The sequence below is a fragment of the Anabaena sp. CS-542/02 genome (assembly GCF_028331085.1).
GTDB lineage: Bacteria > Cyanobacteriota > Cyanobacteriia > Cyanobacteriales > Nostocaceae > Anabaenopsis > Anabaenopsis arnoldii.
Genome location: NZ_JAQMTM010000086.1, coordinates 26,883 through 50,705 on the forward strand (window position 1 = coordinate 26,883; position 23,823 = coordinate 50,705).

At 41.4% G+C, this 23,823-nt stretch carries 12 protein-coding genes; 7 read left to right on the forward strand and 5 right to left on the reverse strand.

The window, feature by feature from the left end:
• Positions 1 to 368: 368 nt before the first annotated feature.
• The gene (locus PN447_RS10000; protein ID WP_271762772.1) at positions 369 to 773 is read right to left on the reverse strand and encodes a hypothetical protein; all 405 of its coding nucleotides are present in this window, start codon (positions 771 to 773) and stop codon (positions 369 to 371) included.
• A gap of 171 nt (positions 774 to 944) precedes the next feature.
• Here PN447_RS10000 and ppsA point away from each other — a divergent pair, with 171 nt between their 5' ends.
• The 3 genes from ppsA (at position 945) to PN447_RS10015 (ending at position 5,072) form a co-directional block, all read left to right on the forward strand.
• A complete protein-coding gene (gene ppsA, locus PN447_RS10005) occupies positions 945 to 3,395 on the forward strand; it encodes a phosphoenolpyruvate synthase (protein ID WP_271762773.1) in 2,451 nt (816 codons plus the stop codon).
• A 90-nt stretch (positions 3,396 to 3,485) separates the two neighbouring features.
• Positions 3,486 to 3,848: a putative quinol monooxygenase gene (locus PN447_RS10010; protein ID WP_271762774.1), complete on the forward strand. Its 363-nt coding sequence runs from the start codon at positions 3,486 to 3,488 to the stop codon at positions 3,846 to 3,848.
• Between the two features lie 450 nt (positions 3,849 to 4,298).
• Complete coding sequence (locus PN447_RS10015) at positions 4,299 to 5,072, forward strand: putative sugar O-methyltransferase (RefSeq protein ID WP_271762775.1); 774 nt, start codon at positions 4,299 to 4,301, stop codon at positions 5,070 to 5,072.
• A gap of 979 nt (positions 5,073 to 6,051) precedes the next feature.
• Here the strand turns inward: PN447_RS10015 and PN447_RS10020 are convergent.
• Both PN447_RS10020 and PN447_RS10025 read right to left on the reverse strand, forming a co-directional pair.
• Entirely contained in the window at positions 6,052 to 6,870 is an 819-nt protein-coding gene (locus PN447_RS10020) for an Rpn family recombination-promoting nuclease/putative transposase (RefSeq protein WP_271762776.1), read from the reverse strand.
• A 12-nt stretch (positions 6,871 to 6,882) separates the two neighbouring features.
• Positions 6,883 to 7,011, reverse strand: a complete 129-nt coding sequence (locus PN447_RS10025; protein ID WP_271762777.1) for a hypothetical protein — start codon at positions 7,009 to 7,011, stop codon at positions 6,883 to 6,885.
• A 135-nt stretch (positions 7,012 to 7,146) separates the two neighbouring features.
• Here PN447_RS10025 and PN447_RS10030 point away from each other — a divergent pair, with 135 nt between their 5' ends.
• The 4 genes from PN447_RS10030 (at position 7,147) to PN447_RS10045 (ending at position 18,834) form a co-directional block, all read left to right on the forward strand.
• Positions 7,147 to 8,886 carry an ABC transporter ATP-binding protein/permease gene (locus tag PN447_RS10030; protein WP_271762779.1) on the forward strand — a complete coding sequence of 580 codons (1,740 nt, stop codon included), beginning with the start codon at positions 7,147 to 7,149 and terminating at the stop codon, positions 8,884 to 8,886.
• Positions 8,887 to 9,536: 650 nt separating this feature from the next.
• Positions 9,537 to 14,669 carry an nSTAND1 domain-containing NTPase gene (locus PN447_RS10035; RefSeq protein WP_271762781.1) on the forward strand — a complete coding sequence of 1,711 codons (5,133 nt, stop codon included), beginning with the start codon at positions 9,537 to 9,539 and terminating at the stop codon, positions 14,667 to 14,669.
• 57 nt (positions 14,670 to 14,726) lie between these two features.
• Positions 14,727 to 15,236: a peptide-methionine (R)-S-oxide reductase MsrB gene (msrB, locus tag PN447_RS10040; RefSeq protein ID WP_271762782.1), complete on the forward strand. Its 510-nt coding sequence runs from the start codon at positions 14,727 to 14,729 to the stop codon at positions 15,234 to 15,236.
• A gap of 385 nt (positions 15,237 to 15,621) precedes the next feature.
• Positions 15,622 to 18,834, forward strand: a complete 3,213-nt coding sequence (locus PN447_RS10045) for a type ISP restriction/modification enzyme (RefSeq protein ID WP_271762783.1) — start codon at positions 15,622 to 15,624, stop codon at positions 18,832 to 18,834.
• A 76-nt stretch (positions 18,835 to 18,910) separates the two neighbouring features.
• Here the strand turns inward: PN447_RS10045 and PN447_RS10050 are convergent, their stop codons facing one another.
• Positions 18,911 to 19,942, reverse strand: coding sequence for a dihydroorotate dehydrogenase-like protein (locus tag PN447_RS10050; protein WP_271762784.1), 1,032 nt, complete (start codon positions 19,940 to 19,942; stop codon positions 18,911 to 18,913).
• Between the two features lie 68 nt (positions 19,943 to 20,010).
• Positions 20,011 to 23,562, reverse strand: a complete 3,552-nt coding sequence (gene nifJ, locus PN447_RS10055) for a pyruvate:ferredoxin (flavodoxin) oxidoreductase (RefSeq protein ID WP_271762785.1) — start codon at positions 23,560 to 23,562, stop codon at positions 20,011 to 20,013.
• Positions 23,563 to 23,823 lie beyond the last annotated feature (261 nt).

Sequence of the window (23,823 nt, forward strand, 5' to 3'; positions counted from 1 at the left end):
AGTTAACTGGATATCTCATGAGTAACAAAGAGTGCCAATTAAGCCTACCATCTTTGTCAAACTCCTGATTGGCCTGATCCTAAATTTCCGTCATACTAAGATCCACGGCATATATAGTAATATTGGTGTTTTGTTTAACCCTGGGATTCTTAAATATTTTATCCTTAATATTTACTCTACAATTAATCTACAATTCAATTACCATAGCAGTAATTATCTTTTGCTGGAATGATCTGGTAAATTAATTTCATCTATGGTTAGAATTTTTAACCAGCTAGCAATAGATTTCTATACCATGAGCAAGATGTTACCTTCATATTATTGTTAATAATACATGATAATTACGAAGGTGTACGGACGGCTCGGCTTTAGTTTCTGGGTGGGGACACCCGCGCCTCAATATCTTCGAGAGTTTGTAATAATAAACGCTTCGCTTGTAATTGCCATCCCCACTTTTGGATTCGGAAAGCCGCTACACTCCCCAGCACACCTGCTAATAAAAGCACCGGTTGATTGACGGAAATTCCGAATAACAAACCTAACCCTGCAATACCCCAAAATGGTAAAGCTACTGCTTGCCTTTGTTCTTCCACTAGATTAGTAATAATACTAGGTTTCATGGTAGCTAATAGTTCAGCTTTGACTTGCCTCTGTTCCACTACCGATACAGACAGACCGATTTTACGGCGCATTTTTTCAATTTTGCGGGCATCAGTACTGTATTGAGTCAGTTCATCTTCGGCCATTTGTAGTAGTCTTTCTAGTTGTGCCATTGTGTGATCAATCTGGGATTGTGCTCTAGTTATGATCTCGAAAATTTAATTTTTCTAACTATATTGTTGCATTTAATAGCACAATCTCAAGTTTTAAGGATAAAATTAGACATGGGAAAAATATTTTAAGAATTACTGACAACCAAAGCGTCTACTTGAGAGGTAATACAGATGGTTACAGTATCTCAGAATACAGGTTTTCAATCTGATAAAGCGCGATCGCTCATTCTCTGGTTTGATGAAATTGGTATTAGTGATATACCCCTAGTGGGTGGGAAAAATGCCTCACTGGGAGAAATGATTCAACAACTGACACATCAAGGGGTAAACGTCCCCACGGGATTTGCTACCACCGCCTATGCTTATCGCTATTTCATCGCCTCAGCAGGGTTAGAAGCCAAATTACGCCAACTGTTTGCTGACTTGGATGTTGAAGATGTCACAAATTTAAAAGCACGAGGCAAAAAAGCCCGATTGCTAGTCATGGAAACACCGTTTACTCAAGACTTACGGGATGCGATCGCCACCGCCTACCTAAAATTATGTGAGAAATATCACACAGCCACAGATGTAGCAGTCCGTTCTAGCGCCACTGCCGAAGACCTTCCCGACGCTAGTTTTGCAGGACAGCAAGAAAGCTACTTAAATGTTGTCGGTGTAGAGGGAGTCCTAGCAGCTTGTCATCGTTGCTTTGCATCCCTATTTACAGATCGCGCCATTTCCTATCGCCACACCAAGGGATTTGACCACTTTAGCATTGCCCTCACCGTCGGCGTTCAAAAAATGGTTCGTTCCGACCTAGCCACCTCCGGGGTGATGTTCTCCATTGACACCGAAACCGGGTTTAAAGATGCAGCACTAATTAACGCCGCCTACGGTTTAGGAGAGAACGTAGTTCAAGGAACCGTCAACCCCGATGAATACTACGTATTTAAACCGACATTAAAAGCAGGTTTTCGCCCCATCATCGATAAGAAATTGGGCAGCAAAGAGCTAAAAATGATTTATGATGATGGCTCAAAACATACAAAAAATGTCCCAGTCCCGGAAACAGAACAAGGTAAATTTGCCCTCAGTGATAGCGAAATTCTCCAACTGGCACATTGGGCTTGTTTAATAGAAGACCACTATACCCAAGCCAACGGTAATTACTCCCCCATGGATATTGAATGGGCTAAAGATGGTATTACTAATCAATTATTCATTGTCCAAGCCCGTCCCGAAACAGTCCAATCACAGAAAACAGGGAATATATTACGCAGCTATCATTTACTCACAACCGATAAACAAGCCAACGCACCCCAACCCCTAGTGACTGGTCGCGCCATTGGCGAAGCCATTGCTCAAGGTAAAGTTAAGCTAATTTTAAATGTCAATAAGATTGAACAGTTTGAACCAGGAGACATATTAGTAACAGAGAGAACAGACCCAGACTGGGAACCAATTATGAAACGCGCCGGGGCGATTATTACTAATGCTGGTGGGCGCACCTGTCATGCGGCCATTATTGCTCGAGAATTGGGAGTACCCGCAATTGTGGGATGTGGCAATGCTACAAAAGTATTAAAAACCGGTGAAGAAGTCACCATCTCTTGCGCCGAGGGTGATGAAGGTAAAGTTTATCATGGCTTGTTACCCTTTGAAATTAAAGAGGTTGCTTTAGAAAACTTACCCCGCACCCGTACCCAAATTTTAATGAATGTGGGTAACCCCCAAGAAGCATTAAGTTTATCTGCAATTCCCAATGATGGCGTAGGTTTAGCACGCACAGAATTTATTATTGCTAACCACATCCAAGTTCATCCTATGGCCTTGATTCACTATGAAAAGTTAGAAGATGAATTTGTCAAAACCAAAATTAATCAAATTACCGCCCTTTACGAAGACAAACCCCAATATTTTGTCGATAAATTAGCCCAGGGTATAAGCAGAATTGCGGCGGCTTTTTATCCCAAGCCAGTAATTGTCAGAATGTCAGATTTCAAGACCAATGAATATGCTAATCTCTTAGGCGGTCAGCAGTTTGAACCCAAGGAAGAAAACCCCATGCTGGGTTGGCGCGGTGCATCACGTTACTATGACCCGGGTTATAGAGAAGCTTTTGCTCTAGAATGTCAAGCCATCAAGGGAGTACGAGATGACATGGGTTTGACTAATGTCATCCCCATGATTCCCTTCTGTCGCACTCCCGATGAGGGGCGTTTAGTGTTGGAAGAAATGGCAAAAAATCATCTCAAACAAGGTGCCAATGGCTTACAGGTTTATGTTATGTGTGAGTTACCTAGTAATGTGATTATGGCTGAGGAGTTTGCACAAGTGTTTGATGGCTTTTCCATTGGTTCCAATGACTTAACCCAGCTAACCCTAGGATTAGATAGAGATTCGGCATTAGTAGCACATTTGTTTGATGAGCGCACCCCAGCAGTTAAGGAAATGGTGAAAATGGCTATACAATCCGCTAAAAAACAGCACCGTAAAATCGGCATTTGTGGACAAGCACCCAGCGATTACCCAGAATTTGCCCGGTTTTTAGTGGAACAGGGAATTGATTCTATTAGTCTTAATCCCGATTCGGTTTTAAAAACACTATTGGAGATAGCAAAGGTAGAGGAAAATATCTAAAATCGGCATTTAACCAAATAAGTTTGCTTAAAGACGTGGTAAATGTAATTTCAGGTAGATAACCACGTTAACAATTACTACAAGAAATTTATGTCCACTCAAGATAAATGCTGTACCATTGTCCCCTACTTCAAAGTTAATAGTGGTAAGCTAGACGCTTTCAAGGATTTGTGTGAGCAGTTTGTCAAAAAAACTAGTGAGGAATCTAGGTGTCTCTATTATGGATTTAGTTTTGATCAAGACCAAGTTCACTGTCGTGAAGGGTATGAAGATGCAGAGGGACTGCTAACTCATCTTGATAATGTTGGTTCCTTACTCGAAGAAGCTCTGAAAATTGCCCAGCTGACTCGTTTGGAAATTCACGGACCAGAAGCCGAACTAAGTAAACTCAGGGAACCCTTAGCCGAATTGAAGCCGCAGTTTTTTACCCTTGAGTATGGTTTTCGACGTTGACAAAGCCCCAAGGCTAATTAATGGGCTTTGTTGACGGAAATATCAACACTAAGCAGGGCAATATGGTTATTGTCCTGGTATACTACACCCTAGCCAAAAGTCGGTGGTAAATGTTTCCGCGATGAATTTACAGATGTTGTCAAACCAATACGTTAGCCAAAAAAAGAGCCTTGATAATTTCCGGCAAAACTGGCAAAAATAAGCATACATAAGCGTTTAGATTAAAAGATAGTTGAGAATATGAAACCCTTATCCTACGGTCAATACATTAAAAAACCCTTGTGGGAAACCTTAAAGGAATTTTTAGGAATGATTTTTGCCAAGTATCAGATAAATGGGAGTTAATGGTTAAAGCATGATCATCTCACCCTCGTAAATTGGCCAAGCTACTGCTTGCGTGAAAATTTTAGTGTATGATATAGTGAGGTATCAACAAGTAATTTAGTAAGCATGGTTTACCAAGATAAGGCTTTAAAAACTAGCCTGACTGACAATTTTGACTATCCTGAATTTTGTTTACAAGCTAGTTTGGACTATTCAAAATTTAGAAGTTTTCGTCAAAATCAAATATACAATGTCGCATTAGAACATGACTCCTTCGATCAAGGTTTAGAGTATTTGCAAGCAACCAAAGAGTCTGGATATAATGTATTGAGTAAGATTGATGAATTTCGGAAAAATGATCTGATTGGAAATCCTCAAGTTTTTGATTACGACGGCATTGGTACAATAGCACCACCTACCCTGCGATACATCAAAATCCTGTCAGATTTAGAATGTGAATTTGGGACGCTAGACAACTTTAATATATGTGAAATTGGAGTTGGTTATGGAGGAATGTGCAGAATTATCAGCAGTTATTTTAATGTAACAAGCTATACATTAGTTGACTTAAAACCTGTACTATCACTAGCGCAAAGATATCTGGATCATTACCCGTTAAACACAACCCTGATTTATAGGACAATGAATGAACTGCACAAAGACAGTTATGACCTTGTAATCAGCAATTATGCCTTTACAGAAATTAGAAGAGAAATACAACAGGTGTATTTAGAAAAAGTAGTTATTCCTGCCAAAAGGGGCTACATTACATACAATGAAATCAATCCAGAAGACTTTAATTCTTATACAAAAGAAGAGTTGATGGAGATGATTCCTCAGATCAGAATTAAGCCAGAAGTTGGCATATTACATCCTAAAGATTGTACTTTGGTCTGGTAAAATTATTCAGCAAACCCTATGTATTCCATATCCCCAACTTCTACAAAAATTTCGGGATATAAGAGGATGTTTGGAAAGTATTAAACAGGTAATTTTTATATTAGGGAACAGGGAACAGGGAACACCGGAAGGATTGGGAAGGATTGGGGAACACATAAAAAACAATAAAATCCAGTCTCCTCCCCTTACAAGGACAAGACTTGGTGGACAAGGTGGACAAGGTGACAAGGGAGAAAAACAGTACAAAGTCTGTATTTTTAGTAAGAAAAATAGCCCCTTAAAAGACCATTGTCCGTATAAAATCTTCCTTTTCCACTTTCCTTCCTTGTCTTCCTAGTCTTGCCTTCACAGATCATATTAAAAACCTACCCTTGCAAGGAGAGGGTGGGGTCAAACAATAGTTGATACAGTAATCATGACTTATCAAACATCCTCTTAGGACTATGCAGCAGTTTAGGTCAATTTCCGATACAATTGTGAAATTGATGTGCTTCTAGGCAGAATATCAAATATTACGCATGATTTACAATACCTTAGCTAAAAAAAGAGTATAAAAAGAGGGCTGATGTACAATACCTTAGCCAAAAAAAGAGCCTTGATAATTTCCGGCAAAACTGGCAAAAATAAGCATACATAAGCGTTTCGATTAAAAGATAGTTGAGAATCTGAAACCCTCATAGCATTTCCCATGCTCGTGATGTACAATTTTTTTTAGTTTGAGGGAACAGGGAACAGGGAACAGGGAACAGGGAACAGGGAACAGGGAATAGGGAATAGGGAATTGGTGTGTAGTTCATGAGCCTGAAAAAGGCTTTATCCTACGGTCAATACATTAAAAAACCCTTGTGGGAAACCTTAAAGGAATTTTTAGGAATGATTGTTTTTGCCAAGTATCAGATAAATGGGAGTTAATGGTTAAAGCATCATCATCTCACCTTCGTAAATTGGCTAAGGTATTGTCAAACATCACCAAATTCTATCATGGCTGGTATTCTTGCTGTAATTTTTGTACTACTTCTACAGATAATCCAGTAACTCGGGCGATCGCTTCTATTGTCATCCCTTCCCCTAGCAAGTTGAGGGCTATTTGCTTTTTACCTTCCTGTATACCCTGTTGCATACCCTGTTGCATACCCTGTTGTATACCCTGTTGTATACCCTCTTGTTTCCCTTCAGTTCTAATCAACTGATAAATCACTGATTCGCGCATAATATCCTGCCGTAATAAGCGTTGAATCACTTCTTGCTTTAATACTAACCCAGCTAAAACTGCTGTGGATGCTGTGAGATTACTTTGCATTCTCTTGTCAGCTACTTTATTGATTTCATCAGCCACCCTTTGTAATGTTGTAGCTTGATTATTAGTATTACTTAGCACTGCAAATGGTAGTAATCCACTGCTCCCTAAAAATACTGCTGTTGGTTGCTCCCACAGCCGAATTACCCTAAATTCATGTTGTAAGCTGTCAATTTCAAATCTGTCTTTATATACCTCTGGTGATTTAGTCTCTGTTAAATAAATCACTACTTGCTGCATACTTTTCTGGGGAAAGCGGCGATAAACGCGCAGGCGATAATCCGCCATCCGGAAGGGAATGGACGCATCTGGCTGGGTTTGGAATTCTAGATGTAGAATTACCTCCTCTGATTGCAGTAAAATCAGAGCATCAGCACGGATAGGCTCACTAGATAGTTCTTTGGGACTTAACTGGGTTAAGTCTACAGGTTTTCCCAGTAGCCATGTTGCTAAGTCGGTGGTAAATGTTTCCGCGATGAATTTACAGATGTTGTCAAACATCTGTAAATTCTATCATGGCTGGTATTCTTGCTGTAATTTTTGTACTACTTCTAAAGATAATCCAGTAACTCGCGCGATCGCTTCTATTGTCATCCCTTCCCCTAGCTTGAGGGCTATTTCCTGTTTACGCAGATCGCTCAAGAATTGCGTGTACCACTTAACTTTGAAATCTCCAGACTACAATCTAAATGGGTATCTGTGTTTAAGCGTGTTTTACGGTTTTCAGTTTGGCGAATTGTCATACAGAATTACTATTAGATGTTCTTAAACTTGGTAATGAGTACAATAACCCCACCAAAACGATTAGACCCTCAATTGTGGCAAAAATTTCTCAAGCTAGCCAAACCCTACTGGTTTTCAGAAAAAAAATGGCAAGCTAGGGGATTACTAGGATTGTTGCTACTATTGGCACTAGCTGTTAATGGTATTAATGTCAGTATTAGCTTTATTTTCCGGAATGTTGATACTGCTTTGGCGACTTTTCCCCAAACGCAAGATACATCAACTTTTTGGCGATTTATTACCATTTATGCGGGGCTATTAGTCGTTGGTACTCCCATTGTTGTCATGTTTGGCTATCTGCAAGACAAATTGGGTTTACAATGGCGGGAATGGTTGACTAACCATTTCCTTGATAAATATTTCCAAAATCGCGCTTATTATCAGATTAATTTTAATCAGAAAATTGATAACCCAGACCAGCGGATTGCTGAGGATATTAGGTCATTTACCCGGACTAGTCTATCTTTTTCATTACTGATTCTGACATCAGTTATCACCTTAATTTCTTTTACTGGGGTTTTATTGTCTATTTCTGTTTCCCTATCGCTGGCTCTGGTTGTGTATGCTATATTTGGGACGGTGGTAACTGCTTGGCTCGGTCAAAGGTTAATAGGGATTAATTTTAATCAACTCAAACGCGAGGCTGATTTTCGTTATGGTTTGGTTCATGTGCGGGATAATGCCGAATCCATCGCTTTTTACCAAGGTGAAACAGAAGAAATACTACAGCTTAAACAGCGTTTTTTACAAGCCATTCGTAACTTTGAGTTGTTGATAAATTGGCAACGGAATTTAGGCTTTTTTACTACCAGCTATAATTATTTTGTTTCAGCCCTTCCTTATTTGGTGATTGCACCAATTTACTTTGCGGGTGATACTGAATTTGGGACATTTACCCAAGCTGCGATCGCCTTTAGTCAGATTTTCGGGGCTTTATCTGTGGTGGTGAGTCAGTTTGAAAATTTAACAGCTTTTGCAGCTGGGATTGAACGGATGGGGGACTTAGCCGAAGTCCTGGAAACCACAAACCAAACCCCCTCAGGAATGACGACTATTGATGTCACAGAAGATTCTCAGCTAGCGTTGCGTCGTGTTACCCTGTTGACGCCCAACTATGAACGCACTTTAGTTCGGGATTTACCATTCAGCTTACAACCCGGTGAGGGTCTGGTAATTGTGGGTCATAGTGGTAGTGGTAAGAGTTCCTTATTAAGGGCGATCGCCGGATTATGGAATGCGGGGACTGGTCAGATTATCCGTCCTGCTTTATCGGAGATCATGTTTTTACCCCAACGTCCTTATATGGTTCTAGGTTCGTTGCGCAGTCAGCTACTTTACCCCAACCCTGACAATGATATCAGCGAAAGTAAAATGCGCGATGTCTTAGAAGAGGTGAACTTAGCAGAGTTACCAGAAAGATTTGGAGGCTTTGAAATTGAGTTAGATTGGGCTAATGTTCTCTCCTTAGGGGAACAACAGCGCCTAGCCTTTGCGCGACTCCTACTAAGTAGGCCTAGCTATGTCATCCTAGATGAAGCTACAAGTGCGCTGGATTTAGCTAATGAGAAGAAGCTCTATGAACAACTTAAAGCCAAGGAAACCACATTAATTAGTGTGGGACACCGCCCCAGTTTGTTACAATATCATGAGTATGTATTAGAACTCGATGGCAGCTCTAATTGGCGGTTTTTACCCATATCCGAATATACTCTTGATTTCAATGCTTTTAGTTAATTCTTAACCACTCCTGATGCACATTCACCTCAGACAAAATTAAAAATGTCTCAGAGGATGTTTGATTGCGAAAAAACCCTGTTCAACAGCACAAATGCTGTTGAACTATGGGTTAGATAGGAGTAAATCAACAAGGACTTATGATTCTACGTGTCCCTTTTGCGAGAAGAAGGGATTGGTGGAGATCACTACAGAGAATCTAGCAGCAATCTTCAAGTCATAGAGCAGAATTAACAGAAGTATCGGAATTACTACCGCGGTTAATGCTCTTGAAGTGTAGTAAAGCTTGGACTATAAAGCCCACAAGTCTTTTACAATCAATACTTTAACAAATAAAATCCCATTCATGTGGCCAAATTGGCGTTTTTTTTATCGTTACCGGATTAATCTCACCAATTTTCACACCCCAAGTCTAAGAATAAAGAAAAATACTGCAATAATTCGTCAAAAAGTATTAATATAAACAGAATACCACTTGGCTGACGGCACTAGCTACTGGTGATTTCATATTACTATCGCTGCATCCCACAACCTACGGGTGTCATCAGGCAGAAAAATGGGGTTGTCATTAGGCGAGCCTGTGGGCGACAGTAAACAAGCATTTATTTATACTATTACTTAGACCTTACTAATTACCCAGAAAACTTAAAATGTCTCCACTCGGTATCACTACCAGTCACTTAACCCATATCCTAAAAAAGGCAGAGGCAAAATTTTGGCTGTTGTTGGTAGGAGTAAACAAATACCAAGACAAGAGACTACCCTCACTACGCTACTCCGCTGTAGATTGTCAGGGTTTAGCCGCAGCTTTGACCGACGCTAGCCAAGGACTGACCCAGACTCAGCAGAGGGTTTACCATGATTTAACTTCCGAAATACCGACCCTGTCCACACTACGGGGTAGCTTAAGGGAAATTACGGGTACTGCTCAACAACAGGACACAATTTTATTTTATTTTTCTGGACATGGGATGCTAGACCCCAATTCACAACAAGCATTTTTGTGTTTAGCAGATACTCAAACAGATGACTTACTCAACACAGGTTTAGCTTTACAGGAAGTGTTGCACCTGTTGGGAAATAGTCAGGCGCAAACTCAGTTAGTCTGGCTAGATGCTTGTCATAGTGGTAGTCTCACATTCCGCAATTCTAGAAGTAATATAACTACAGCATCCCTACCCAACCCCACATCCCAGATGGTGGAATTATTACGCCAAAGAGCAAAACAGAGTAAAGGATTTTATGCCTTACTGTCCTGTGATACTAATCAACAATCCTGGGAGTTTACCGAACTGGGACATGGCGTATTTACTTATTACTTAATGCGTGGGTTGCGCGGTGAAGCGGCTGATCCCCAAGGATTAATTGATGCTGATGCACTTTATAGATATGTTTATCATCAAACCAGCCAATACATTGAGGACACTAATCAGCAATTACGACTGATTAATCAGCAAAACAAAAGTAGAGGCGACACTCATCTGTATTCGGAATATCCGCAGCAAACACCCAAGCGTATTGTAGAAGGAGTGGGGGAAGTAATTCTGGGATTAAAACCAGCCTTTGTAGAATCCCCCACTCCCCGACAAGCATTAATAATCGAGGGACTAGCCACAAATCAGACCACCCTAGCTGTAAGTAAATTATTCCGGGGTGTGGGTGGTTTTGAATTAGAGTATTGGACTGGCTCCATAGAAGCTAGCACTAAAGATTTACACTCTACTATTCAAACTTGTTTACAAACAATAGAAGCAGCACCGCCCAACCACCCGAAAGTTTTTTCTACAGTGTTGTTATATTTACGTGGCCGACTCGAAGAAACTGAAGCTGGTGAACCGGCTTTAATTTTAGGAGAAAATATCCGACTGAGTCGTTCTTGGTTAAGACAAGAACTGAGGCGTTCAAGTTATACTCAACAAATTATCATTTTAGATTGCCCCGGGGTAGCCAATGACAAGCCCTCCCTACAAGACTGGGTAGAAGATTTACAACTAGGATTTGAGCAAGGACAATGTATAATTGCTGCGACTTCACCTAAAAATCATGCCGAAAAATTTGCCCAATCCCTCCACTCTACCTTAGAAGCAGCCCTACCCCAGGGTAGTCTATCAGCTGCGGCTTGGATTACCCAATTGCAATTATTTTGTCAGCATGACATACCTCTACATATCTGGCTATCTGGGTCTCAAGGTGTAATTGAAATTATACCCACGGGCAATACAGGCACTCAATCAACAGCAGCTATTGATTTAGGGCTTTGTCCCTACCGGGGTTTACGGGCTTTTCGGGAAGAAGACGCTCAGTATTTTTACGGTAGAGAAGCTGTTGTCCAGCAGCTAATTAGTGAGTTGGGGCAAAAGTCATTTATTGCGGTTGTGGGAGCCTCCGGTAGTGGTAAATCTTCGGTAGTACAGGCGGGATTAATCGCCCAACTGCGACAAGGTAAACTATTACCAGGTAGTGAAGACTGGTGGATGAGAAGCTGTCGCCCTGGTGCAAATCCTCTGCTAGCTTTATCACAGCGCTTGCTAGATAGCGGTACGGAAAAAGAAAAAGCTTACCAGCAGGCGGAATTAGAAGGGATGTTGTCCCAAGGGGTAGAAGGGTTTGCCCAGTGGATAGGTCAACGCCCGGAACCAATGGTAATTTTGGTAGTAGACCAATTTGAAGAATTATTTACTCTTGCATCTGGTGAAGATAGACAACGCTTTTTAAAAGTTGTCCTAGGGGCGCTGGAACTGATGCCAGATAAGTTTAAATTAGTTATTACTTTGCGGGCTGATTTTATCGCCCCCTGTTTAGAAGTACCAGTATTAGTGAAGTTATTGCAGCAGTCGAGTGTGCTGTTAACTCCCTGCTTGACTGAAGAAGAGTACCGACGTGTGATTATTAACCCGGGGCGACAAGTTGGTTTAACAGTGGAGGCGGAATTAGTAGAAGTGCTAGTACAGGAGTTACACCAATCACCGGGTAATTTACCACTGTTAGAATTTGTTCTAGAACAGTTGTGGGAATATCGCGAAAATGGTGCGATTACTTTACAAGCTTACCAACAGCATTTGGGTGGAATTAAAGGAGCTTTGGAAAGTAAAGCTCAAACAGTTTATACTAGTTTAGATGCGGAAGCTCAAGACTGCGCGCGGTGGATTTTTCTGTCCCTGACACAGTTGGGTGAGGGCACAGAAGATACTAGGCGACGGGTATTCAAATCTGAGCTAATTGTGCAAAAATACCCGGTTGCATTGGTAGAAAGAACATTACAAGTGTTAATTGCTGCCAAGCTGGTGGTGGTGAATTTAGAAGAAGATGCAGGGGTGTCCGATGAGGTGAGAGCACAAGGTAAAATTTCGGACTCATCCCCCTGGTCTTCCCCTGTAACTATAGAAGTAGCTCACGAGGTGCTGATTCGCCATTGGTCAAAATTGCGCTGGTGGTTGGAGGAAAATCGGGCGCTGTTGCGATCGCGTCGTCAAGTTGCCCAAGCAGCAGCTTTGTGGAAGAATAACAATCAACAGCCTGATTTTCTCTTGCAAGGTGTTCGCCTTGCAGAAGCTGAAGAGATTTATCTTAATTACACTGATGAAATATCTGTTGATGTCCAAGGTTTTATTCAAGCTTGTTTAGTAGAAAGACAACGCCAACAACAAATAGAAAAAAATCGACTGCGGAAAGCTCAAAGAACAGTGGGGATTATGAGTATTCTGGGACTGACTGCTTTTGGGTTGGCTGTTTTAGCTTACCAACAAGGTCAAAAAGCCCAGTTACGAGAGATACAGGCCTTAAATGCTTTGTCACAAAACTTTCTGTTTTCCCATCAGGAGTTAGAAGCATTGGTTACAGGACTCCAAGCAGGTAGGGAAGTCCAAAAAAATACTTATGGAATCCCGAGTAATATTCAAACTCAAACTGCAATGATCCTACAACAAGCAGTTTATGGAACTCAGGAACGTCATCGGTTAACTCATAATTCCTGGGTGACTAGTGTTAGTTTTGCGCCCGATGGTCAAATATTGGCCGCGGGTTATGCTGATAACAGCATTAAACTATGGAATCGTGATGGCAGTGTTATGGCAACTCTGACAGACCATCAAGGTGAAGTCAATAGCGTCAGTTTCTCACCGGATGGTCAAATATTTGCTTCTGCTAGTAATGACAATACCATTAAAATCTGGAGTCGTGATGGTAAGTTAATCACAACTCTCACAGATCATGAAGATGGTGTAAATAGCGTCAGTTTCTCACCGGATGGTGAGTTATTAATCAGTGGGAGTACTGACAAGACTGCCAAATTATGGAGCCGTGAGGGTAAATTGCTCCTCAATTTTAGAGAACATAGCCGAAGTATCAATAGCGTCAGCTTTGCACCAGAAGGTGATACTATTGCTTCAGCTAGTGATGATGGCACGGTTAAACTTTGGAGTTTGGATGGTCGTTTGTTATCAACTTTGCCCGCAAGTACCAAAGAAGTCTTGGATGTCAGTTTTAGCCCCGATGGCCAAACAATTGCTTCAGCCACCAATGAATATACAATTAAACTCTGGAGTCGTGACGGTAATTTACTCAGAACTCTAGAAGGGCATACTCTGGGGGTCCGACAAGTCAGGTTTTCTGCTGATGGTAAAATCATAGCATCTGTGAGCCGTGATCAAACTATTAAACTCTGGTCTCGTGCTGGTGACTTATTAGATACTTTACAAGGACATAGCCATGAGGTTAATAGTCTGAGTTTTAGCCCAGATAGCCGCAGACTAGCCTCAGCTAGTGATGACAATACTATTAGATTATGGGAACTGAGAAGAAATTTACCTAAAATTTTCTATGGTCATCAAGGTAGTGTGAATGAAATCAGCTTCACCGCCGATGGAAATACTATCACCTCCATGGGTGATGACAAAACTATGAGAACCTGGAACTTGGACGGTCAATTACTGGAAACATTGCCTTCCCCCATAGAAGATGTTAGCAGTGTTGGCTTGACTAAAGATCAAAATATAGCGGCCTTGGGACGTACAAACCACAGTATCGACATTCGCCAACGAGATGGGACTTTACTGCATACCCTGAAGGGACATAATAGTTGGGTAACGAGTGTGACTTTCAGCCCTGATGATCAAATTCTGGCTTCTGCTAGTGTAGACAAAACTATTAAACTCTGGAGTCGCGACGGTCAGCTGCTACAAACTCTTTCCGGTCATAAGGGTTGGGTAACTCATGTCAAATTTAGCCCCGACGGTAAATTTATCGCCTCTGCTAGTGTGGACAAAACTATCAAACTCTGGGACTTAGAGGGTCGCCTGTTGAACACTTTTTCAGGTCATAACGCTAGTATATGGAGGATTAATTTTGCTCCCGATAGTCAAACTATTGCCTCAGCTAGTGATGATAAAACTGTTAAACTGTGGAGGTTAGACGGTTCACTAGTTCACACCTTCCAGGGCCATACTGGTTTAGTACTTCAAGTTAGTTTCTCCCCCGATGGCAAAGTTTTGGCCTCAGCTAGCGATGATGGTACTATCAAACTCTGGAATATTAGTAATGCTATGTTGTTAAAAACCTTCTTTGCTCATAACCAGGGTGCTCACACCGTTAGTTTTAGTCCTGACGGTACTAAGCTAGCTTCTGCGGGTAGGGATGCCACGATTAAATTGTGGAACCTAGAGGAGGTAGAATTGCAAACATTGAAACTCAATGAACTGGTGAGCAATGCTTGCGATCGCCTGGGTGATTATCTCAAAACTAACCCTGATGTGACCACACAAGAGTATGAACTTTGTTTTGACTAGTAAATAGTGGGTAATGTAGGCTGTGTAGACAAAATTGCTTAGGTTACAATTGAGATCATGAACAGACGCTATTTTTTAGAAGGTAGTACCGCAATTGTCGGCACTGCAGTTTTATCACACAATTTATTTAACATCTTCTATTGGGGGGATTCCAAAACCATGACGACTTCTAAAAGCCAGTTTGCAATTACTAAACCTGAAGAAGAGTGGCGCAGTATTTTAACGCCCGAACAGTTTCGCGTTTTACGAAAACATGGTACTGAACCGGCTTTTAGCAGCTCCCTAGATAAGCAATATCAAGAGGGTACTTTTGTCTGTGCTGGGTGCGGACAAGCACTGTTTACATCTGATACTAAGTTTAACAGTGGTACTGGTTGGCCGAGCTTTTTCCAACCAATTGAAGGTGCGATCGCTACTACTGTAGACCGGTCATTTTTTATGACTAGAATCGAAGTACATTGTAGTAACTGTGGTGGACATCTAGGTCATGTGTTTGATGATGGTCCAGCACCGACTGGTAAGCGCTATTGTATGAACGGTGTCGCCATGAATTTTGTCCCGGCTTAATGTTACCCCACTGTCTTGCTGACAGCAATGTTAAGAAAGATGTGAGCTAGTCCTAAGAGGATGTTTGATAAGTTTTATAAGGTGATTTTAGACACTTCTTGATCCCCCCTAACCCCCCTTCTCAAGAGGGGAACTAGAGTCAAAGTCCCCCTTCTCAAGGGGGATTTAGGGGGATCTAAAAATATTAGATACACCATGAGGGACTTTCCAAACATCCTCTAAGCTGGGGAAACAGTCAAGGCGAGATGCTAAAATTCCCCCTCCCTTCCAGAGGGGAGGGGGTTAGGGGGTGGGGTTCTCATCACTCAACCAACTATAGTATAATTTATCAATAGCAAATCTTTTACCCTGATTGCTGCCGTATCAACAGTTACCCTACCGCACCATGAAAGCTATATCACAACAGTTGCAACCACTCATCAACAACCAAGACCCAAATAGTCGAGTTGAAGCACTACAGCAACTGTTAGGATATCCATTTAAACAACTTGACCCAGAGGGTTCACAGTTTTGGTATCTACACCCCGGTAAAAACCAGTCAGAAGCTCAGGAAACCTCCCCCATAGCAGTGGGATTTTATCCACAGCTTACAGGGATGACAGACACCGAGGCGAAGCAATTTTTCACCTCCCCAGCACAGCAACAAGAAATCTACGGTCATTATACTAACCGCATATTTGAAGCCCAACCTGTGATGTATTTACTGTTACCCAGTCCCCAAGCATCAGGACGGGTAGCTTTTATACTTCCCACAGAAGGGGGGTTACGTCAAACACAGATCCAAACCTTTAACTGGGGTGATAGTCAGTTAGTAGCAAGGTTAAAACGACTCACTCAAAGTGAATTACCCATAGCAGTTGATAATTTAACCTCTACCCCCGTTCCCCTAGTCGAGTGGGTATTTTATGAACCTATTCAGACATCTCAGGAATTAGCCCAACTCTTAGCTAAATCAGCGCGGGTAATTGAGCAAATTATCCCAGAAGTTTACCACCAAGAATCAGAAACCGGGTATTTGCACAACCTACTCAAGAGCTTTCAACGGGAATTACTCCCCTCATTAAAACTTAGTTCCGACAACGACAAAGATTACAGCTTTGCTGATATTTACGCTCAAACCATCGCCTATGCTTTATTTACCTCCAGGGTGTTTGGTTATGTCAAGGATAGGAAACAAGGACGCAATCAACAAACCCTATTTGACAGAAAAACAGCTTGGGAACAGTTACCAGAAACCAATCCTTTCTTACGAAAACTCTTTGAAGACATATCACAGCGGACAGCTTCAGAGTTAGGTGATGAGTTAATTGGGGCAATTGCTGAGATTTTTGGTATCCTCCGGGCTGCTAAAATGGAAGCAATTCTCAGTGACTTTGAGATGAAGATGAACCGGGAAGATATTGTGATTCGGTTCTATGAAGACTTTTTAGCAGCATATAAACCACAAATGCGGGAACGTCGGGGGGTGTACTACACACCGGAACCGGTGGTTTCTTATATGGTGCGGTCTGTAGATATTTTGGTACAGGAGAAATTTCATAAACCCTTGGGGTTAGCAGACCCAGAGGTAATGATTCTTGACCCTGCTTGTGGTACTGGGACATTCTTATTATGGATATGTCAACTTATTTATCAACGGTTTCAGGAGTCAGGGGAAACCATGACCGCGGGTTTAGTTGAGCGGTCCTGGTCTGGGTATGTTAAGGAGAGGTTATTACCGAGGATATTTGGGTTTGAGTTGTTAATGGCTCCCTATGCAATTTGTCATCTTAAGTTAGGTTTGTTTTTGGAAGAGACGGGATATAAGTTTGATGGTGGGGTGCGGTTAGGGATTTATCTTACAAATACGTTAGATGATGCCATAAAAAAATCAGAAACATTGTTTGAAGAATACATCGCAGAAGAATCCAATCAGGCTGCAAAGATAAAAGTAGAACAACAGATTTCAATAATTATTGGAAATCCACCATATTCAGGGATTTCTTCTAACTTAACCGATGCTGCTATAAAACTAGTTGAAGCATTTCGCTATGTTGATGGGGTTAAAATAGTCGAAAAAAGTGCTTTGCAGTTTGAAAAAAATATCAATGACGATTATGTAAAATTTTTCGGTGTATCTCAGAAGATTCTTGCAAAAGAAAAGAATAAAATTCTCTGCTTAATAACAAACAATGGATATATTGATAGTCTTACTCTCAGAGGATTAAGGAATAATTTGATTATACATTTTGATACAATAAATATCACTAACTTACATGGAGATATAAAACGAAAGCAATCTCCAAATGATCAGAACGTATTTGATATTTCTCAAGGTGTTGCAATTGGTTTTTTCTTAAAAGATAAAAGTCATAAAAAATCTTTTTCTAGAATTGATTTAATAGGTTCTAGAAATGAAAAATATTGTATTTTAAATCGAGAAACTATATCTTCTTCTGATAATTACCAGATCAATCCAAGTTCCCCTTTTTATTTTTTCACTAATCAAAATCAAGAAATAAAAAATGAGTACGAATCTTACGCTTCTATTGATTCTATATTCTCAGAGTTTTCAAGTGGAACAGAGACAGGGTTTGATAAATTGATGATTGGCTTTGATAAATTAGAGCTTGAAAATAAGATTCAAGATTTTCTTAATCCTATGTGTGAAAGAGAAGCCATCATTGATAAATGGTCTATTAAAGGTGGTACATCTCAGAAAATATTAGATATTAGGGATGAGTTTAGAAAAGATTTTCAAGAGAGTTATTTTTCTAAATACTTATATCGCGTATTTGATAATAGATTTATATATTATAAAAAAGATTATCTAAAAACTAATAGTGAAAAAATAATGAGTCATCTTTCTATTCATGGAAATTTGGCAATGATTTTGTTTAGACAACAATCTCAAGATGGTTTTGCTCATGTTTTTATAACAAACTGCATGGGCGACAAAAATGCTGTTTCATTGCGAACCAGAGAAATTAATTATTATTTTCCTTTATATGTAGATATTCAGGCTAACTCATCAATTTTTTTTCAATATCAAGATTCAAAGCGGTCTAATTTAAAATCAGAATTTGTTTCAAAAATTAGCGAAAATCTTTGTTGTTCATTCAAACCCGAAACAATTTTTTATTATATTTACAGCATATTTCATAGCCCTACCTACCGCACCCGTTACGCCGAATTTCTCAAAATCGACTTCCCCCGCGTCCCCCTCACCAGCAACAATGAGCTATTTTGTCAACTTGCAGAATATGGACAAGAACTAGTAGCACTACACCTGATGAAATCACCCCAATTAAACAACCTCATCACCGAATTTACAGAAAATGGCGGAAGTCAAATAGTAGATCCTGGACATCCTAAATATATTCAAGGTGCGGTAGTCATTAATAAAAAGGGGGATAAATTCACAGGGGTACCAGAGCAAGTGTGGAACTTTTATATTGGTGGTTATCAAGTTTGTCAAAAATGGCTCAAGGACCGCAAAGGACGCACCCTAAATCATGAAGATATCCTACATTATCAGCGTGTGGTGGTGGCGCTGCAAGAAACTATTAAGTTAATGCAGTTAATTGATGAGAGTATTCCTAGTTTCCCTGTGGTTTAGAACCCCACCCCCAACCTCCTCCCCTCAAGATGGGAGGGGGTTAAAGGGTCAAGGGGTGGGGTTACGATCATGGTTTTCAACCAAAGTAATATGATGTATCGTGGTTGGCTTTCCATTCAGGTTTATAACTAGCAAGCGATCGCATATACTGGACACGTTCAAAGGCGCTAGGATTGGGGCAATTTTTTTGACTCATACTCCCCTGCATTTGTTGTACTGACTCGTACTCGTGTTTTTCCATCCATTCGCGCATTTCCCGCTCGATCACACGAATCTGGTCGATTCCATGCTTAAGTAAGACTGAGCAAAGCATAGTAATTCTCGCCCCAGCCATGAGCATTTTTAATACATCTTCTCCCCTGTGAATACCGCTAGTTGCTGCCAAATCAGCATGAATGCGACCATAGAGGATAGCAATCCAGCGCAGGGGTAACCGCAGGGATTGGGGTGTACTTAACAATACATTAGGTTCAACATCCAAGACATTGAGATTAATATCCGCTTGGTAAAAGCGGTTGAATAAGACTAATGCATCAGCCCCAGCAGCATCCAAACGTTGAGCCATATTTGCCATATTAGTAAAATAAGGGCTGAGTTTCACTGCTACAGGGATAGTAACTACTGCTTTGACCGCATCGAGAATATTAATATAAGTCTGCTCAATTTCATTACTAGTTAGTTCCATATCAGTAGGAACATAGTAAATATTTAACTCCAGCGCGTCTGCTCCCGCTTGCTGAATTTCCTTGGCGTAGTTTGTCCATCCACCCAGGGATGAGCCGTTGAGACTAGCAATAATAGGAATACTCACCCTTTCCTTAGCTTTGCGGATATGCTCTAAATAAGTTTCTGGTCCTACCCGGAAGTTAATGGAATCAGGTAAGTAGGTTAGGGCTTCCGAAAAACTTTCTGTCCCTTGGGTGAGATGATCGTGGAGTTCATGACTTTCTAGGCGCAATTGTTCCTCAAATAATGAATGCATCACCACCGCACCAGCACCTGCTGTTTCCATACGCTGGATATTATCAATGTCTTCCGATAGGGGCGATGCGGAGGGAACAAGAGGGGACCTCAATTTTATCCCCATATATGTTGTTGTTAAGTCCATACTCATTACTCCTGTTGTTAATGTTCTCAGGGGTAATTAACCACAGAGAAACGCGAATAATCTTGTATTCATTTCTGGGTATAATCTCTAGCAGCCAAATATCGATAGGTTTCCCAACGAGTTTTGACATCAGCTTGAGCTTCTTTGAGTAATTGCTGTGCTGCTTGGCTGTCCCTTTTGGTTAACATTTTAAAGCGGTTTTCTAGATACATATATTCCTGTAGTGGTAACTTGGGCGTGCGGGAATCCAGTTGTAATGGGTTTTGTCCTTCCTTGATGCGGTCTGGATGAAATCTATATAGTAGCCATTGACCTGAATCTACGGCCGCCTTTTGATTCTGCATAGCTGTGGTCATGTTGATGCCGTGGGCAATACAATGGCTGTAGGCGATAATTAGGGATGGCCCTTGATAAGCTTCCGCTTCCAGAAATGCTTTTAGGGTGTGTTCATCACGTGCGCCCATGGCGACACTAGCAATATAAACATTACCGTAGGTCATTGCGATTAAGCCCAGGTCTTTTTTAGGTGCGGCTTTACCTCCAGCGGCAAATTTAGCTACAGCTGCTTTGGGCGTGGCTTTAGACATTTGTCCGCCTGTATTCGAGTAAACCTCAGTATCCAGAATCAGAATATTAACGTTGTGTCCACTGGCTAGAACGTGGTCTAATCCTCCGTAGCCGATATCATAACCCCACCCATCACCGCCAATAATCCATACACTCTTTTTGACTAAGTAGTCAGCTAGAGATTTAAGATGCTGGCTGGCTTGATTATTCGGGATTTGCTCTAACCGTTGTTTGAGTAATTCTACTCGCTCTCGTTGTTCCCAAATATCAGCTTCATCTTTTTGTGGCGCATTTAAAATACCCTGTGCTAGTTCTTCCCCTATATCTGTTGCTAGTTGTTGCAGCAATTGGGCGGCAAATTCGGCTTTTTTATCGATGGAAATCCGAAAACCTAAGCCAAATTCCGCGTTATCTTCAAATAGGGAATTTGACCAAGCTGGCCCACGTCCGGCGCTGTTGTGTGTCCAAGGTGTGGTGGGTAAATTACCCCCATATATTGAAGAACAACCCGTGGCGTTAGCAACAATCATGCGATCGCCAAATAACTGTGTGGCTAACTTAATATAAGGTGTTTCCCCACAACCAGCGCAAGCCCCAGAAAACTCAAATAATGGTTCTTGCATTTGCTGTTGGTTGATATGGGTCAACTTCAACTTACTTCTATCACGGTGGGGAATACTTAAAAAGAAATCCCAATTTTCCCGTTCTTGCTCCCGCAATGGTAACTGTGGTGCCATATTAATGGCTTTACGCCGTGGTTCTGATTTATCCTTAGCCGGACAAACATCTACGCAAATACCGCAACCAGTACAATCTTCCGGCGCTACTTGGATAGTATACTTTAAACCTTGCCAATCATGGTCTTTAGCATTGGCACTCTTAAAGGTTAGGGGTGCATTTTCTAACTGCTGGGCTTCGTAAACCTGACTACGAATCACACTGTGAGGACACACCATCACACACTTACCACATTGAATACAAACATCCGTATCCCAAACAGGTATTTCCTGAGCAATGTTACGCTTTTCCCATTTCGCAGTCCCTGTAGGATAAGTACCATCAGCGGGTAAAGCACTCACCGGGAGTTCATCCCCTTGACGACAGATCATTTTACCTAAGACATCACGGACAAACGCCGGCGCAGTATCGGGAATTGGTGATCGGGAAAACTGCTCCCCGGTGACTTCTGACCCTATTTCTACCTCCCACAAATTTTCTAATGTGGTATCCACCGCCCTGATATTCATCTGTACAATTTCCTGGCCTTTTTGGCCGTAACTCTTGCGGATAGATTTTTTAATTTCTTCTATGGCTTCTGCTCTGGGTAACACCCCCGACAAAGCAAAGAAACATACCTGCATTACCGTGTTAATTCTCCCCGCCATCCCAGCTTCACGAGCCACCTTATAGGCATTGATGACATAAACTCTCAGCCCCTTGTGAATAATTTGCTCTTGTACTGATGCCGGTAGATGATGCCAAACTTGATCTTTGTCATAGGGGGAGTTGATTAATAATGTCCCACCTGGTATAATGTCCTTCAGAATGGGCAACTTTGACAAAAATTCCCATTGATGACAGCCGATAAAATTAGCTTTACTAATTAAATAGGTAGAACGAATCACTTGGGAACCAAAGCGCAGGTGAGAAACTGTCACCGAACCTGATTTTTTAGAGTCGTAGACAAAATAACCTTGAGCGTAGTTGTTAGTTTCTTCCCCAATAATTTTGATAGAGTTTTTATTTGCCCCCACAGTACCATCAGCACCTAAACCATAAAAAATAGCTCTAATAATCTGGTCGGATTCAATATTAAAATCAGGGTCATAACTTAAACTGGTGTGGGTGACATCATCCGCAATACCGATGGTAAAATGATTTTTCAGTTGAGTTGCAGCCAAGTGGTCAAAGACTGCTTTAATCATAGCTGGGGTGAATTCTTTAGAAGATAAACCATAACGACCACCCACAACTTGAAGTTTTTCCCCTGTTTCCCATACTTCATGAATTGCAGCCACCACATCTAAATATAATGGTTCACCAGATGCGCCTGGTTCCTTAGTGCGGTCAAGTACGGCAATGCTGCGGGTAGTTTTGGGTAAACTAGCCACAAAGCGCACAGCATCAAAGGGGCGATATAGTCTGACCTTCACAACCCCCACCTTTTCACCATAGCCTTTGAGATAATCTACCGTTTCATGTACCGCCTCGCAACCGGAACCCATAAGCACCATCACCCGTTCCGCCCCGGGGTGACCGTAGTATTCAAACAGTTGGTACTGTCGTCCCGTCATAGCTGCAAATTCATCCATGACCTTTTGGGTGATGTCTGGACAAGCTAAATAATAAGGATTGACAGTTTCCCTAGCTTGGAAGTAGACATCAGGATTTTGTGCTGTTCCCCGCAGAACTGGTTGGTCGGGGGTGAGGGCCCGTGAACGGTGGGCGAACACTAACTGATCGGGGATAAATTCCCCTAGGTTATCTTCCGTTAAAGTTTCTACTTTGTTAATTTCGTGGGAAGTACGAAAGCCATCAAAAAAATGTATAAATGGTATCCGTGATTCTAGGGTTGTCCTAGTTGATATCAAGGCGAAATCCTGTGCTTCTTGCACCGAAGCGGCGCATAACATGGCAAAACCTGTACCCCGTGCTGCCATGACATCACTATGATCACCGAAAATAGAGAGGGCTTGTGCAGCGAGCGATCGCGCTGCTATATGAAAAACCGTCGGTGTGAGTTCCCCGGCAATTTTATACATATTCGGGATCATCAGCAATAATCCCTGAGAAGCTGTAAAAGTAGTTGTCAGTGAACCCGTTTGTAAAGACCCGTGTAAAGCACCTGCAACACCCCCCTCACTCTGCATTTCCACCACAGTGGGAACGGTACCCCAAATATTATTGTGAGCTTCACTGGCCCAAGCATCCGCCCACTCAGCCATAGGGGAAGAAGGAGTAATAGGATAAATAACAATAACCTCATTAAGTCGATAAACCACTTCGGCTACAGACTGATTGGCGTCTATGGTTGCAAAACTTCTCTTATTCATGTTCATGCACCTGTAAAAACTTATCAGCGCTAATCATAATGAAGGTAAATCTATTTACATATTAGTTTCCTGAACTTGCGAATAATTGATACTCCGATAATTGAAATATTTATTTACATATAGTCATCCTATTTGAGTTGAGAAATTATCAGTGAGGAAAGGGAACAGGGAACAGGGAACAGGGAACACACCGAACAGAAATTGTTCATGAATCATTTAGGATTGCTATATTTCTAGGGGTGGAAAATTATCATTTATTTC

Excerpts from the sequence above, each read along its gene's own strand:
- PN447_RS10000 (WP_271762772.1), bottom strand. The coding sequence starts at position 773 with ATGGCACAACTAGAAAGACTACTACAAATGGCCGAAGATGAACTGACT.
- ppsA (WP_271762773.1), top strand. The coding sequence starts at position 945 with ATGGTTACAGTATCTCAGAATACAGGTTTTCAATCTGATAAAGCGCGA.
- PN447_RS10010 (WP_271762774.1), top strand. The coding sequence starts at position 3,486 with ATGTCCACTCAAGATAAATGCTGTACCATTGTCCCCTACTTCAAAGTT.
- PN447_RS10015 (WP_271762775.1), top strand. The coding sequence starts at position 4,299 with ATGGTTTACCAAGATAAGGCTTTAAAAACTAGCCTGACTGACAATTTT.
- PN447_RS10020 (WP_271762776.1), bottom strand. The coding sequence starts at position 6,870 with ATGTTTGACAACATCTGTAAATTCATCGCGGAAACATTTACCACCGAC.
- PN447_RS10030 (WP_271762779.1), top strand. The coding sequence starts at position 7,147 with ATGAGTACAATAACCCCACCAAAACGATTAGACCCTCAATTGTGGCAA.
- PN447_RS10035 (WP_271762781.1), top strand. The coding sequence starts at position 9,537 with ATGTCTCCACTCGGTATCACTACCAGTCACTTAACCCATATCCTAAAA.
- msrB (WP_271762782.1), top strand. The coding sequence starts at position 14,727 with ATGAACAGACGCTATTTTTTAGAAGGTAGTACCGCAATTGTCGGCACT.
- PN447_RS10045 (WP_271762783.1), top strand. The coding sequence starts at position 15,622 with ATGAAAGCTATATCACAACAGTTGCAACCACTCATCAACAACCAAGAC.
- PN447_RS10050 (WP_271762784.1), bottom strand. The coding sequence starts at position 19,942 with ATGGACTTAACAACAACATATATGGGGATAAAATTGAGGTCCCCTCTT.
- nifJ (WP_271762785.1), bottom strand. The coding sequence starts at position 23,562 with ATGAATAAGAGAAGTTTTGCAACCATAGACGCCAATCAGTCTGTAGCC.